14 protein-coding genes and 2 tRNA genes are annotated in these 13,185 nt (G+C 32.4%); 9 read left to right on the plus strand and 7 right to left on the minus strand.

Annotation, left to right across the window (positions count from 1 at the left end; all coding sequences use genetic code 11):
• The first annotated feature begins 346 nt into the window (after positions 1-346).
• The 3 genes from AC3E9W_RS11230 (at position 347) to AC3E9W_RS11240 (ending at position 2,390) form a co-directional block, all read left to right on the plus strand.
• Positions 347-910 carry a Crp/Fnr family transcriptional regulator gene (locus AC3E9W_RS11230; protein ID WP_488768420.1) on the plus strand — a complete coding sequence of 188 codons (564 nt, stop codon included), beginning with the start codon at positions 347-349 and terminating at the stop codon, positions 908-910.
• Between the two features lie 64 nt (positions 911-974).
• Positions 975-1,748 (plus strand): acyl-ACP--UDP-N-acetylglucosamine O-acyltransferase, encoded by a 774-nt coding sequence (lpxA, locus tag AC3E9W_RS11235; RefSeq protein WP_488768421.1) that lies wholly within the window; start codon positions 975-977, stop codon positions 1,746-1,748.
• 48 nt (positions 1,749-1,796) lie between these two features.
• Positions 1,797-2,390: a YdeI/OmpD-associated family protein gene (locus tag AC3E9W_RS11240; RefSeq protein WP_488768422.1), complete on the plus strand. Its 594-nt coding sequence runs from the start codon at positions 1,797-1,799 to the stop codon at positions 2,388-2,390.
• 62 nt (positions 2,391-2,452) lie between these two features.
• Here the strand turns inward: AC3E9W_RS11240 and AC3E9W_RS11245 are convergent, their stop codons facing one another.
• Positions 2,453-3,343 (minus strand): DMT family transporter, encoded by an 891-nt coding sequence (locus tag AC3E9W_RS11245; RefSeq protein WP_488768423.1) that lies wholly within the window; start codon positions 3,341-3,343, stop codon positions 2,453-2,455.
• 345 nt (positions 3,344-3,688) lie between these two features.
• Here AC3E9W_RS11245 and AC3E9W_RS11250 point away from each other — a divergent pair, with 345 nt between their 5' ends.
• From AC3E9W_RS11250 to AC3E9W_RS11260, 3 genes are all read left to right on the plus strand, one after another.
• Positions 3,689-4,789, plus strand: a complete 1,101-nt coding sequence (locus tag AC3E9W_RS11250) for an acyltransferase family protein (protein WP_488768424.1) — start codon at positions 3,689-3,691, stop codon at positions 4,787-4,789.
• Between the two features lie 164 nt (positions 4,790-4,953).
• On the plus strand, positions 4,954-6,009 hold the full coding sequence (locus AC3E9W_RS11255; protein ID WP_488768425.1) for a hypothetical protein: 1,056 nt from the start codon (positions 4,954-4,956) through the stop codon (positions 6,007-6,009).
• A 232-nt stretch (positions 6,010-6,241) separates the two neighbouring features.
• Entirely contained in the window at positions 6,242-6,604 is a 363-nt protein-coding gene (locus tag AC3E9W_RS11260) for a MerR family transcriptional regulator (protein WP_488768426.1), read from the plus strand.
• Between the two features lie 9 nt (positions 6,605-6,613).
• On the opposite strand, the gene AC3E9W_RS11265 is transcribed toward AC3E9W_RS11260, so the two are convergent.
• The 6 genes from AC3E9W_RS11265 to AC3E9W_RS11290 all read right to left on the minus strand — a co-directional run bounded on the left by AC3E9W_RS11265 (position 6,614) and on the right by AC3E9W_RS11290 (position 10,631).
• Positions 6,614-7,513, minus strand: coding sequence for an alpha/beta hydrolase family protein (locus AC3E9W_RS11265; protein WP_488768427.1), 900 nt, complete (start codon positions 7,511-7,513; stop codon positions 6,614-6,616).
• Between the two features lie 130 nt (positions 7,514-7,643).
• Positions 7,644-7,718 (minus strand) — tRNA-Val (locus AC3E9W_RS11270).
• 223 nt (positions 7,719-7,941) lie between these two features.
• Complete coding sequence (locus tag AC3E9W_RS11275; RefSeq protein ID WP_488768428.1) at positions 7,942-8,397, minus strand: hypothetical protein; 456 nt, start codon at positions 8,395-8,397, stop codon at positions 7,942-7,944.
• Positions 8,398-8,661: 264 nt separating this feature from the next.
• Entirely contained in the window at positions 8,662-8,940 is a 279-nt protein-coding gene (locus AC3E9W_RS11280; protein WP_488768429.1) for a GIY-YIG nuclease family protein, read from the minus strand.
• A 211-nt stretch (positions 8,941-9,151) separates the two neighbouring features.
• Positions 9,152-9,226 (minus strand) — tRNA-Val (locus AC3E9W_RS11285).
• Between the two features lie 178 nt (positions 9,227-9,404).
• A complete protein-coding gene (locus AC3E9W_RS11290; RefSeq protein ID WP_488768430.1) occupies positions 9,405-10,631 on the minus strand; it encodes a bifunctional folylpolyglutamate synthase/dihydrofolate synthase in 1,227 nt (408 codons plus the stop codon).
• Positions 10,632-10,761: 130 nt separating this feature from the next.
• Between AC3E9W_RS11290 and AC3E9W_RS11295 the strand changes: the two genes are divergently transcribed.
• The 3 genes from AC3E9W_RS11295 to AC3E9W_RS11305 all read left to right on the plus strand — a co-directional run bounded on the left by AC3E9W_RS11295 (position 10,762) and on the right by AC3E9W_RS11305 (position 13,075).
• A complete protein-coding gene (locus tag AC3E9W_RS11295) occupies positions 10,762-11,457 on the plus strand; it encodes a MotA/TolQ/ExbB proton channel family protein (protein WP_125723781.1) in 696 nt (231 codons plus the stop codon).
• A gap of 3 nt (positions 11,458-11,460) precedes the next feature.
• The gene (locus AC3E9W_RS11300; RefSeq protein ID WP_008464192.1) at positions 11,461-11,856 is read left to right on the plus strand and encodes an ExbD/TolR family protein; all 396 of its coding nucleotides are present in this window, start codon (positions 11,461-11,463) and stop codon (positions 11,854-11,856) included.
• A 244-nt stretch (positions 11,857-12,100) separates the two neighbouring features.
• Positions 12,101-13,075 carry an integrase core domain-containing protein gene (locus AC3E9W_RS11305; RefSeq protein WP_488768431.1) on the plus strand — a complete coding sequence of 325 codons (975 nt, stop codon included), beginning with the start codon at positions 12,101-12,103 and terminating at the stop codon, positions 13,073-13,075.
• The last annotated feature ends 110 nt before the right edge of the window (positions 13,076-13,185 follow it).

The following is a 13,185-nucleotide window of genomic DNA, read 5'->3' on the forward strand; positions in this document are numbered from 1 at the left end:
AATGCCGCGCTGCGTTAGTTATGGGAGCGGCATCTCCCGATTTAGAAAAACTGCGGCTAAAAAGCCTTGTTTTTCTAAATCGGGAATACAGCGGACAGCCCGACCCGCAGGGGAACGCCATAATTTATAATTAGAGGGGTTTCGTGTTGCTGTTTCTTTGAACTAATTTACGCTTTGTAATGAATTAATTTTTATCAGTAGGCTTCATCTTTGTCTTTTGTAGATTGATCTTTAAAATGGGTGAAATTCGTGGGAAATAGTAAACTGATCTTGTGGTTTGCTTAGTGGATTTAGTTTTTCTCTTAATTAAAGTTTATTTTTGATTATTATGAAATTTAAAAAATAGATGGAAGAGCTAATTTATATTATAAATAGTTTTCAAGAATTAGATTTAGAAACTGAACTTGTTATTAAAAGAAGTTTTGTTGAAGAAACTTTTAATAAAGGAGAATTTCTTGCAGAAGAAGGTAAGATCTGTGCTAAAATTTATTTTATAAAATCTGGTGCGGTTAGAAGATTTTGCATTGAAGATGGAGCAGAAGTCACCAAATGGATTTATACAGATAATCAATTTGTGACTTCAATGAGCAGTTTTTTTGAGCAAAAACCTTCATTTGAGAACTTTCAAACTTGTGAAGAAACAATTGTGTATTCGTTGTCTTATTCTGATGAACAGGCTTTGTTAGAATATCCGTTATTTGTAAAGTTTCATATTAAACAGCTTCGGCATTATCTTTCTAAAATAAATGAGTTCAATCATTTATTCCGTTTAATGACTGCAGAGAAAAAATACCTGTTTCTCTTAGAGTCATTTCCCCAAATTATTAAAAAGGCCAAATTAAAGTATATCGCTTCATTAATTGGTGTTAGTCAAGAGACTTTGAGCCGAATTCGGGCATCAATTATTTGATATTAGGTCAATAAAAAGTATTTCAACTTTTCCAATTTTTGCAGTTCATTAAAAACTTAAAAAATTGAAAGATATTTTTATTCATAAAAATGCTATTCTTGGAAATAACATTTGCATAGGAAACGGTGTTACTATTGAAGAGGATGTTTGGATTGGGAATAATACACAAATAGGAAATCATGTATCTATTTTAAGAGGTTCAAGAATTGGTGAAAATTGTCAGATCCATTCTAGTGCGGTTTTAGGCGGGATTCCTCAAGATTTGAAGTATAAGGATGAATATACCCTTCTGGAGATTGGAGACAATAATATTATAAGAGAGTTTGTGACTATTAACAAAGGAAGAATTTCGAAAGGTAAAACATGTATTGGCAATTCTAATCTGATTATGTCTAATGCGCATATTGGGCATGATTGTGTAATAGGCAATAATGCTATTATTGGATTTAGTGTTGGGATGGCTGGTGAAGTAGTTGTTCAAGATTGGGCCAATATAAGTGGCTTGACTGCTATACATCAATTCTCCGTTATAGGTGAACACGCTATGGTAAGTGGTTTAAGTCGAGTAGTGAAAGATATTCCGCCTTATATTATTGCGGCACACGAACCTCTAAGATTTGCGGGATTAAATACAGTAGGCTTAAAAAGAAGAGGATTTGAATCTCCTAAGATTGATGAGTTAAGAGCAATTTACAGAGTTTTATTTCAAGAAAAGCGAAATGCTAAATTTGCTTTGGAACTTATTGAAAACGAATTTGAACGAACTTTGGAAAGAGATAAAATTATAAATTTTGTGAGAGGTTCTGAAAGAGGAATTCTGAAAGGTTTTGATTTTTAATTGACGGATTTATTATCTTTATTGAACTAATTTTTAATAAAGTTGTTTATGACAAAATATAGTGGAAATTCTAAAGTTGATTTTTATTTTGAAAAAGCAGAAAAATGGAAGTCAGAAATAGAAGAGATGCGAGATATTGTTTTAGACTGCCATTTGTCTGAAGAGTTAAAATGGGGATGTCCGTGTTATACTTTTGAAAATGCAAACATCGTATTAATTCATACTTTCAAAGAATATTGCGCTTTTTTATTTTTTAAAGGAGTTTTAATGAAAGATCCAGATAAAATATTGATTCAGCAGTCAGATAATGTTCAAGCGGCTCGACAGGTTCGATTTACCAATGTTCAAGATGTTGTAGAGAAGAAAGAAATTTTGAAAAAGTATATTTTTGAAGCTGCTGAAATTGAAAAGTCAGGGCAGAAAGCGGAATTGAAAAAAGTTTCAGAATTTGAGATTGCAGAAGAACTCCAGAATAAGTTTGATGCCGATCTAAATTTTAAAGAAGCTTTTTATGCTTTAACTCCTGGAAGACAGCGAGCGTATTTGCTTCATTTTTCTAAACCTAAACAATCTAGAACCAGAGAAGCTAGAGTAGAGAAAAATATTCCAAGAATTTTAGATGGAAAAGGATTGAACGATTAAAATATTAATAGGTAAAAACAGAAAACTCCTTTTTTGCAAAGGAGTTTTCTGTTTTTATAATTCTATGAGATTTCTTGTTGAATGATGTTTTTCTTTCGAATGGAAATTATAGATTGCAATAAAACCGATGTCATAACCAAGCTTATTCCGATATAAAAAGAGAAATTGACAGATTGCCCTTCGTTAAAAAATAAAAAGGCTAAAATTATTGAATAGATCGGCTCCAGATTGAAGGTTAGATTTATGGTAAACGCTGGAATCTTTTTAAGTGATTCTGCAAACATTACATAAAGCGCAACTGTACAACAAGAAGCTAAAGTCAATAAATAGAAAATGTCTTGTAAGTTTGGAATAAATGTCTGATCTGGAAAATTGTAAAAATAGAATGGCAGAGCGAGTCCTAAAACTAAAGTTCCGCCGAGCATTTGATAAAAATTAATGAGTTTACTGTCATAAAATTGTACTAATCTTTCGTTATAAATTGTGTACAAAGCAGCAAATGCAGAAGAAATTACTCCGAGTAAAATGCCCAGCTGATAAGAAGAATCAAAATGGAAAATTAAGCTTATACCCAATAAAGTAAGCATGCTAAGCAAAACTTGAACAAGATTGAATCTTTTTTTATTGAGAATAGGTTCGAAAAAAGCGGTAAAAAAGCTTGTTAGACAATAGCACACAACTCCGATTGATATGTTTGAATATTTAATGCTAGCATAGAAAAAAATCCAGTGAATGGTGATAAGGATGCCGGCTTTAGATATTTTTGCTGCTTCAGAAAATGACTTCAGCATTTTAATATTATATATTTTTAAAATAAAAAATAGAATAATAGAAGCAAATAATACTCTATACCAAACTAAGGTAATTTCGTTAAGAGAAATAAGTTTTCCGAAAACGCCAGTAAAACCAGCAAGTAAAACTGCAGTATGCAGTATCAAATAAGATTTTTTCATAAGAGGTTGTATATCCTTTTTTAGGATATGATTTGAATATTAATAATGTGAATTGAGGTAAAGACACAATGAATCGGACTGAAGAGATTCAGTCAAGTGTCAATACTAAAGAGTAGTATTAATTTTCTGGTGGTGAAAGACAACCTGCTACGTGCATACTAAATTTGAATTTTAGCAAACTTATAAAAATGTGAGGGAATGAAAAAGTTTAAAAAGTTATATAAATGTGAAACTTCAAACATTTCGCAGCTGAATTAAATGAATCTTATTTTGATTTGAATATTAATTTGTAGAACTTGCATCGATACCAGATCAACTTAATTTATTACGAAATATTACAATTTAATGAATACCAGTCCGTCATCTACAGCAATTCTTGAGACAAAACAGCATTTTGAAATTTTAGACGGTTTAAGAGGTATTGCTGCCTTTGCCGTAGTTGTGTTTCATTTTATGGAATGGATTTTTACCGATCCAAGCCAAAATTTTATCGGACACGGATTTTTAGCTGTCGATTTTTTCTTCTGCCTTTCTGGATTTGTAATTGGATATGCTTATGATGATCGTATTGCCAAAATGGGCCTTCGTAATTTTTTTATAGCAAGAATTATTAGATTACATCCGTTGGTTATAGCGGGATCAATCTTAGGATTATTGGCATTTTTATTAGATCCGTTTGGCGGGCATTTGGAATTGTATAGTACTGGAAAAATTATTCTGACCTTTATCTGTTCCCTATTTCTAATTCCGTTTCCAGTTATTGCAGATCGTTCCTTCAATTTATTTAGTTTTAATGCGCCGGCGTGGTCGCTGTTTTGGGAATATGTTGCCAATATTGTGTATGCATTGGTGCTTTGCAGAATGAGAAAAAATTACGTAATGATTTTTACTTTACTTTCTGCAGCAGCTATTTGTTATGTTGGATATAGTTCTGGTAATTTGGTAGGAGGATGGAGCGGACCCACTTTTTGGGATGGCTTTGCTAGAATATCGTATTCTTTTTTGGCGGGATTGCTTATTTACCGATCAAATTGGATTATTAAAAATAAACTTGGCTTCGGCGGATTAACTATTTTATTGCTTTTGGCTTTTATTATGCCGTCTTCAGAATTTAATTGGCTGACAGAACCTTTGGTTGTATTGCTTTATTTTCCGTTGCTGGTTTCTCTTGGGGCGGGAGCTGTGTTGAAACCAGGTTTAGAAAAATTTTGTGTATTTTCAGGAAAAATTTCCTATCCACTATATATGACGCATTATGCCGTTTTGTGGATGTTTGGAAATTATTATACCAATTACAAACCCGATACCACTCAACTGACTTTAATTGTAGTGATTTCAGTTGTTTTACTTGTGGGATTTGCTTATTTAGTTATGGTGTTTTACGATATTCCGTTGAGAGATTATTTGAACAGGAAGCGAAAAGAAAAGCTTTCAGCAAAATCATAATTCAAAAATAAAACTCCATTATTGCTAATGGAGTTTTATTTTTTTGGAGCAATTTATATATTTTGAGTACAATTCATCATGTTAAAATGACAATTCGGTCTATAAAAATTGATTATTTTATTTGAGAAAAATACTTTTACATCAAAATAAATATAACCAGAACTATGAAGAAAATTTTAAAAATCGCCAAAATTACATCTATTACCCTTTTAAGTATTGTATTAGTTTTTATTGCTTATCTGTACATCAGCAGTAAAATATTTTTGGAATCTAAAAATGATGAGAATATCAGTTATTTGTCAAAAAATAATAGTGAGATTTCAGGTTCTATAAATGAAAAATTATTTGATGCCGATTTTTATAAATCACAAGTTTTCTTGTTAGGGGAAATTCATGGTTATGCCGATAATCAAACTATAGATAAAGAGATGCTTTTCTTTTTGAATAAGAAAATTGGTGTGAAATATTATATTGCCGAAATGGATAGTTTGACGGCGAAAAAATTAAATGTCTTTTTGGGCGAAACGCAAAAGAATAAAACAGCTTTAAAAGAAGTTGTAGAAAACATAAAAAGAAGAATTCCGCAACAATCCAGTCAGGAATTATTTGACAAATGGAGTGCAATTTATGACTATAATCAAAGCTTAGCTGATTCTTTAAAAATTACAGTTATCGGAATTGATAAAAATTTTGATGATGAATCAAAAGGCTCTAGAGATGTGGCTATGGTAAGTAATTTTAAGAATACAGTAAAAAAGCAGCATCTTGAAAATGAAAAATTCTACGGGCTTTTCGGATATTTTCATACACTTCAAAAGAAAACAGAATCTGGAAGAGAAACATTTGCTCAAGGAATAAAAGATTCTGGGATTAAAGTAACAAGTTTTGTGAGTTATACTATAGATAGCGAAATGTATTTGCCGAAAAATCCTCAATTTCCAACTCCAGAAAACGAAAGAGTCGATTGGTTGAATGCTGATGGCCCGTTAATGCTGGTAAAAGGAATTAATGATTTGAAAGAATTGAGCAAGCCTGAGACTATTACACTTTTTAAACTTGATGGAAAAGATTCACCTTATTTAAAATTACAAAACTTGGTATCTGTAAAATCAAGAGTTTTTGGCGAAAATGTAGTTCCTGTTGAAGGATCTTCGGTAACGGATTATTTTCAATATGTATTTCTATTGCGAAATTCTAAGGCTTTGACAAAGTTGAAATAAAAAAATATAGTGACGAAAAAAGAGGCTTTATAAAAGTCTCTTTTTTTATAAAAATTCTGCCTCATCTTTTCACAATATTCCCAAATTAATTTTTTATTTTCTGCCGAATAATATTTGTTGTCTTTTCTAGTGTTTTAAAAAATTTAAATGCAGAATTAATTTCTATATTTGTAACTCGTAAGTATAGACTATGCTCTATACTTTTTTGTTTTATGTTAAAAAGAATAAAGCTATGCTGGTAAACGAATTATCGAAGAAAACGGGACTGTCAATTCATACTATTAGATACTATGAGAATCTAGGAATGATTGAAGGAGTTACTAATGAAAAGGTAAAATCAAATAATTACAAACATTATAATGATAATGTAGTTGAGCGTTTAGAAATTATTATTGAAGCCAAAGAAGTCGGTTTTACTTTAGCAGAAATAAAAAAAATCTTGACGGCTTGGTTCGAAAGCACTGATTCGAAACCAGAAACATTGGAGCTTTTTCAATCGAAAATAAAAGAGATTGATAATAAGATAAAATACTTCAAACAAACTAGAAAGCTTCTTGAGAAAGTTTGCGAAAAACTAGAGAATGATGGCTTTTAGTTATTAAGGTTAGTTAGAATTTTTGAATTTTTTGTTATTAAAAGTCTTCTGCATTATCCATTGAACTGAAATATCGAAAGGCGTTGTGTCTTTATCAGAAACGGTATTATGCCCTAGATTAGAAAATAAAGTATACTCAAAAGGTTTGCCTTGGGATTTCATTGTGTTTAATTCATCAATGCACAACTTTACGGGTATCTGAATGTCTTTTTCTCCAAAAAGCCAAAGTCCAGGAATGGAAAGTATATTTAGTGAAATTTTAGGGTCCGTCGCAACAAACTGATATTTGTCGGGATCATTTTTAGTGTGTTCACGCGCGTCCGATTCTGTGTGATTTTCCCAGAAATTGTTGTTTCCGTTAGTATAAAATTGAAAGCGAAGCTGTTCTAAAGTTGTAATAGTTGGACAACTAAATAAAACCATAAAATCTATTTTAGGATTATTACTTGCCGCAATTGGAATTATCCACCCCGCCTGACTAAATCCAACTAATCCGATTGGGATTTTTTTATCTTTAAGATAAGTTTGAAATGTGTTTACAGCAGAATTGGCATCCTGAGCTAATAAAGTAAGGTTAGCAGTGTCAATATTATTCGTGCCAACAGTTGGGCCGACATATACACCGCCTGATTCTCCAACTCCGCGTTTATCATAGGTCAATACGGCAATGCCTTCTTTGGCAAGACGTTTTGCAAACTCCATTTCTCTTTTTACAGGATCGGACCCATGAACAATTACTGCTGCCGCAAAAGCTTTTTCAGGCATTAAAACTGAGCCAGCAAGAGTGATGCCTTGACTTTCGAATTTTACATCTTGAATAGTGAAATTAGCAGATTGAGAAAATGTCGCTTCTGGTAAAGCGATTAATAGTAGCCAAAAAAATATGTTGGAGAAAAAGTTAGATTTCATTTCTTCTTAATGTAAAAATTGATTTTATGAGATTTATAAAATTACTGTTTTTAAACAAGAAAAGATGCTGTTATTTTGAAAGTAAAAAAAAACTCCAAAATCAAATGACTTTGGAGTTTTTGGAATTTTGTGGGCGATGAGGGGTTCGAACCCCCGACCCCCTCGGTGTAAACGAGGTGCTCTGAACCAGCTGAGCTAATCGCCCTATTTTACTAGGTTGCTATCATTTCGTGATTGCGAGTGCAAATATACGTTTGTTTTTGAGTTCTGCAAAGAATTTTTAACTTTTGTAACTTTTTAAAATTTATTATAAGTTTTTACTGGGTTTTTTTGTTTAATGCCTTTAATTTCTCTTTGCCTTTTATGTGATGTTGTTCTTTTTAATAATTTTCCAGTCACTCTCGCTGCATATTCCGATAACTGTTTTTCTATTTGTCTTCACGTTTATGATTTATTGGTAACTCTTCAAATAAAATTGGTAGTTTTCCGATGGCTTCAATTATTATATGACTTGAGTGTCCTTGCCATAAATTTGCGTGAAAAACATCTCTATAGTTGTAAGCATATTTTACAATTGTCTTTTGTTTCCAAAATCTTTCTTTATTGTATAAATCAAAAATAATTTCATAAACCTTAGGTAGATGAATGTCTGCATAAGGCATGAAAGTTCCAACTGAAATTAAATTGGGATTGCTATTTTCTCTCACAAAAGATTCAAACTCTTGTTTTATTAATTCAAATTCTTCGTCACTTGTATTGGGATAACGATTTTTATTTAATTTATCTACAGTTTTTGGGAATTCAAAAGTATATATAGAGTCTATTAACAAAAATCTATTTTCAGGTAATATTTGTTCTTCGTTTACATTTATGATGAAATCCATAGATTAAATTATTTTATAATGTTTTTTGCGTGATATCTCTAAAATCATATTTGGCTCTGATAGCACTAGACTTATTAAGCTTGATTAATTTGTATAAAAAGGAGAAATATCAGGTATGATTTTTTTACTAATATAGAAACTATTCTAAAAATAATCAGTGGAATTCTAATATGCAGAAGACATATTAAACAAAAAAAACTCCTTAATTGCTTAAGGAGTTTTTTGTGGGCGATGAGGGGTTCGGACTCCCGACCACTTCCGATGTTAATCGGAATGCTCTGAATCAGCTGAGCTAATCTTTTTAGCGATTAATTCCTGTATTTTGATCCTGCTTTTCCAAGACTTAATTTGAAGTTCTCTTTTATGTGCAAGTTCTTTAGTTTGATAGTTTTCTGTATAAACTACTTTCCAGTCATTTGTGTTTCCTGTAAAACCTTTGCTTTTTTGATTATGTCTAATAATTCTTTCTTCTAAATTAGAAGTAAATCCAATATAGAATCTGTTTTTGCTTTCGCTAAATAAAATGTAAACAACAAAATTCATAAATAGATATAAAATAAAAAACTCCAAAATCAAATGATTTTAGAGTTTTTGGAAATTTGTGGGCGATGATAGCTTGTTCCGATTCATCGGAAGGTTCGAACCCCCGACCACTTCCGATGCTAATCGGAATGCTCTGAACCAGCTGAGCTAATCCGCATAATGCAAAAAAAAAACTCCAAAATCAAATGATTTTAGAGTTTTTGGAAATTTGTGGGCGATGAGGGGTTCGAACCCCCGACCCCCTCGGTGTAAACGAGGTGCTCTGAACCAGCTGAGCTAATCGCCCTATTTTACTAGGTTGCTATCGTTTGTGATTGCGAGTGCAAATATACGCTTGTTTTCGAGTCCTGCAAAGAAAAAGGAATAAAAAATAAAACTTTTTTAAAAATAATCTATATCTATTTGTTTATGAATTTGTTATTAAAATGAAATTTTTGAAGTTTTTTCTAAATTCAAAATACATTTTAACCCAAAGGCAATTCGGCAACTACAAAAGTGCTTCCTCCAGCGTAAATAAAGTCATTTTCTGAAGCATTTTTTTTCGCTTCCGCGAAAGCGCTGGCAACAGAATCATATTTTTCTCCGATTAAATCGTGTTTTTTAGCTTCGCTTTGTAAAATTTCTGTGTTTAATCCGCGAGAAGAATCGGGTCTGCAGAAATAATATTGCGCTTCTTTTGGAAATAAAGGCAGAATCGAATCCAGATCTTTGTCATTTACAACACCTAAAACGACATGTAGGTTTTCGAATTTCTCATTTTTAAGCTGATTTATTACAACCGTCAATCCGTGTTTGTTGTGTGCCGTGTCGCAGATAATTTTTGGATTTTTGCCCAATTGCTGCCATCTTCCCTGTAAACCAGTATTTTTTACCACATTCAATAAACCTTCTTTCAGCTGCTCGGTCGAAACTTTAAAATTGGTTTCATTGTTTAAAATCGAAATCGTCTGCTGAACCGTCTTTTTATTGTGAAACTGGTAATCGCCAATCAAATCCGATAGATAAATCTGGTCAATCAAATCTGAAGCAAAAGAAATCGGTGCATTGTTCTCTTCGGCTTTAGCCAAAAAAACAGGTTTAGTTTCATCTGTATATTCGCCAATAACAACCGGAATATTCGGTTTAATAATTCCAGCTTTTTCACCCGCAATTGCTTCCAATGTATTGCCTAAAAACTGAGTATGATCCAAACCAATATTCGTAATTACCGAAACCAAAGGCGTAATAATATTCGTTGCGTCCAATCTTCCGCCAAGTCCAACTTCAATAATCGCGATATCGACTTTTTCTGAAGCGAAATAATCAAACGCCAAACCAACCGTCATTTCGAAGAAACTCATATCATTTGCTTCAAAAAAAGATTTGTGTTTGGCAATAAATTCAATTACAAATTCTTCCGAGATTTCCTGACCGTTTATTTTAATTCTTTCTCTAAAATCTTTCAGATGCGGAGAAGTATACAATCCCACTTTGTAACCCGCTTCTTGTAGAACCGACGAAAGCATATGCGAAGTAGAACCTTTTCCGTTCGTTCCCGCCACGTGAATGCATCTCAGCTCGTTTTGCGGATTGCCAAGATGAGCTGCCAATATTCTAATATTCGTTAAATCTTCTTTGTACGCAGAAGCACCTTGCAATTGGTACATTGGAAGTTGATTAAACATCCAATTGGTAGTCTCTTGATAGTTCATTTGTTTAGATAAAATGGTTGTCGATTGAAATAAATTTCGATTTTTGTAGTTTAATATTACAGCGAAAATTATCTTTATTGCAAATTTCAAATATTTTTTAGAATTAATTATTAAAAACCAGAATTAATATATGTTTAGTTTTATTCAGTTACAAACAGATACAATCGCAAATGCTTCAAATGTAGTGGTCGAAAAGATTGCAGAGCCACAAAATGAAATTTCAATGTTTGGATTCATCATGAAAGGGGGAGTTTTCTTAATTCCAATTGCGATTCTATTGTTTTACACTATTTATTTAATTTTTGAACGTTATATGTACATTAACCGCGCGTCAAAAATTGACAGCAGATTAATGCAAGATGTTAGCGAAAAATTACATTCTGGAAATATTGAATTGGCAAGAACAATTGTAGAAAGAAATAATACTGCAGCCGGAAATATTTTAAAAGAAGGCGTTTTAGTAATTGGAAGACCAATTTCTGAAATTGAAGCCAACATGGATCGTGCTGCCGATATCGAAATTGGCGAAATGGAAAGACATTTAGGCCACCTTGGACTTATTGCGGGTATCGCACCAACGCTAGGTTTCATCGGGACAATTTCTGGAGTTATCAAGATTTTCTACAGCATTTCGGTAACTGAAAATATTAGTATCGGAAATATTTCTGGAGGTTTATATGAAAAAATGATCAGTTCTGGTTCTGGATTAATTGTGGGTATTATTGCTTATAGCGCTTACCACTTATTAAACGGAAAAATTGATAATTTTGCTTTAAAAATTCAGAAACAGATTTTAGAATTTGTCAATATAATTCAAAGAGCATAAGCCATGTCTATTAAGAGAAAAAGAAGATTTCACGCCGAAGTTGCGACTTCATCTTTGAGCGACATTATGTTTTTCCTGCTGTTGTTTTTCTTAATTATTTCAACACTGGCAAATCCGAATGTGATTAAGATGACGTTACCAAAAGCTAAAGCGAATGAAAAAACCAATAAACAACTAATCAGTTTATCGGTTACAGAAGATAAAAAGTTCTACATCGACAAACAAGAAGTAGATTTTGAAAATCTGGAAACTTCACTAATGTCAAAAATAGGAACCGATAAAGAACAAACCGTTGTGGTTCGAATTCCGTTTAATCTGCAAGTTCAAGACTTAGTAGATGTCTTGCAAATAGGAGTGAAGAACAATTTGAAGTTTGTTATAGCAACAAGTCCTAAGTAAAATAATTAGGGCGTGACCCCAATAAAGAAAATGGGCCAATCAGCATAACGTTGATTCGCCCATTTTCTTTATTGGGGTCGGGCTATCCATGCTACTTCGGTAGCTCATTCCTATCCCTCACGCGAGTAAACTACATAAAATTTCAATTTTTTAAATTCGAAATCGTATTTTCCGTATAGTTTGTCATTTCTGTAAAGGTTAGATAATTCGGTAACAAAATTTAACTTTAATAAATTTTGTTACGATGAGACATAATAGCAGAGATTCGACATTAGAGAGAAACTATTTAGAGAAGTATCGTTTTTTGATAAAAGAGTATGAGCAGGTAAAAAACAAAACTCATCCAGTGCATAAAAAGGCAATGGATTTTTATAGCGCCAATGACACGTGCAGAAAGAGTTTTTTAAAGTATTATAACCGTTATAAACAGAGCGGAAAATCTCTTGATCTGCTGCCTCAGAAGCGGGGCCCGAAATATAAAACCAGACGTCCTGTGGCTTTTATAGAGCAGAAAGTAATTGATTTAAGAGAGAAAGGAAATAACAAATACGAAATTGTTAGTATCTTAAAGCCCAGATTAGGAAAACATACGCCTTCTTATTCAGGAGTTTATAATATTTTAAAGCGTAATAAGATCAATAGATTAACTCCGAAGATTAAAAAGAATCATCAGAAAATAATCAAAGAAAGAATGGGACAGCTGGGACATATTGACTGCCATCACTTAAGCAAAAGCATAATAAAAGGAGAGAACAAAAGGCTCTATTTAGTCTGCGTAATAGATGATTACAGCCGGATTGCCTGGGCTGAACTGATTCCCGACATAACAAGTTTAACAGTTATGTTTGCGACATTAAAATGCTTAAATATCTTAAGTGACCATTATGAAATAAAATTTGAAGAGATATTATCTGATAATGGTTCTGAGTTTGGGATTAAAACCAGTAAGCAGAAACATCAGCATCCTTTTGAGAGAATGCTTATTGAATTAGGGATTGTCCATAGATACACAAGACCTTACAGACCTCAGACAAATGGCAAAGTTGAGCGTTTCTGGAGAACACTTGAAGAGGATTTGCTGGCAGAAACAGATTTTGACTCTCAAGAGGAATTAAAAGAAGAATTATTGCAATATCTATACTATTACAATCATGAAAGACCGCATCAGGGAATTGATGGAAAAACACCAATTGATATGAAAAATCTGTTACCGAAATAAATGACTTTTACAATTTCGACGAAGGAGAAATCTTCGCAAGAAACTCTACAAGCAAAATCGCCAATCTTTGTCGAGCTACTCGTGAAGATTTCTCCTTCGTCGAAATGACA

It is taken from the genome of Flavobacterium sp. 38 (genome assembly GCF_057799715.1).

Coding starts and splice junctions, on each gene's coding strand:
- AC3E9W_RS11230 (WP_488768420.1), top strand. CDS start 347: ATGGAAGAGCTAATTTATATTATAAATAGTTTTCAAGAATTAGATTTA.
- AC3E9W_RS11240 (WP_488768422.1), top strand. CDS start 1,797: ATGACAAAATATAGTGGAAATTCTAAAGTTGATTTTTATTTTGAAAAA.
- AC3E9W_RS11245 (WP_488768423.1), bottom strand. CDS start 3,343: ATGAAAAAATCTTATTTGATACTGCATACTGCAGTTTTACTTGCTGGT.
- AC3E9W_RS11250 (WP_488768424.1), top strand. CDS start 3,689: ATGAATACCAGTCCGTCATCTACAGCAATTCTTGAGACAAAACAGCAT.
- AC3E9W_RS11255 (WP_488768425.1), top strand. CDS start 4,954: ATGAAGAAAATTTTAAAAATCGCCAAAATTACATCTATTACCCTTTTA.
- AC3E9W_RS11260 (WP_488768426.1), top strand. CDS start 6,242: ATGCTGGTAAACGAATTATCGAAGAAAACGGGACTGTCAATTCATACT.
- AC3E9W_RS11265 (WP_488768427.1), bottom strand. CDS start 7,513: ATGAAATCTAACTTTTTCTCCAACATATTTTTTTGGCTACTATTAATC.
- AC3E9W_RS11275 (WP_488768428.1), bottom strand. CDS start 8,397: ATGGATTTCATCATAAATGTAAACGAAGAACAAATATTACCTGAAAAT.
- AC3E9W_RS11280 (WP_488768429.1), bottom strand. CDS start 8,940: ATGAATTTTGTTGTTTACATTTTATTTAGCGAAAGCAAAAACAGATTC.
- AC3E9W_RS11290 (WP_488768430.1), bottom strand. CDS start 10,631: ATGAACTATCAAGAGACTACCAATTGGATGTTTAATCAACTTCCAATG.
- AC3E9W_RS11295 (WP_125723781.1), top strand. CDS start 10,762: ATGTTTAGTTTTATTCAGTTACAAACAGATACAATCGCAAATGCTTCA.
- AC3E9W_RS11300 (WP_008464192.1), top strand. CDS start 11,461: ATGTCTATTAAGAGAAAAAGAAGATTTCACGCCGAAGTTGCGACTTCA.
- AC3E9W_RS11305 (WP_488768431.1), top strand. CDS start 12,101: ATGAGACATAATAGCAGAGATTCGACATTAGAGAGAAACTATTTAGAG.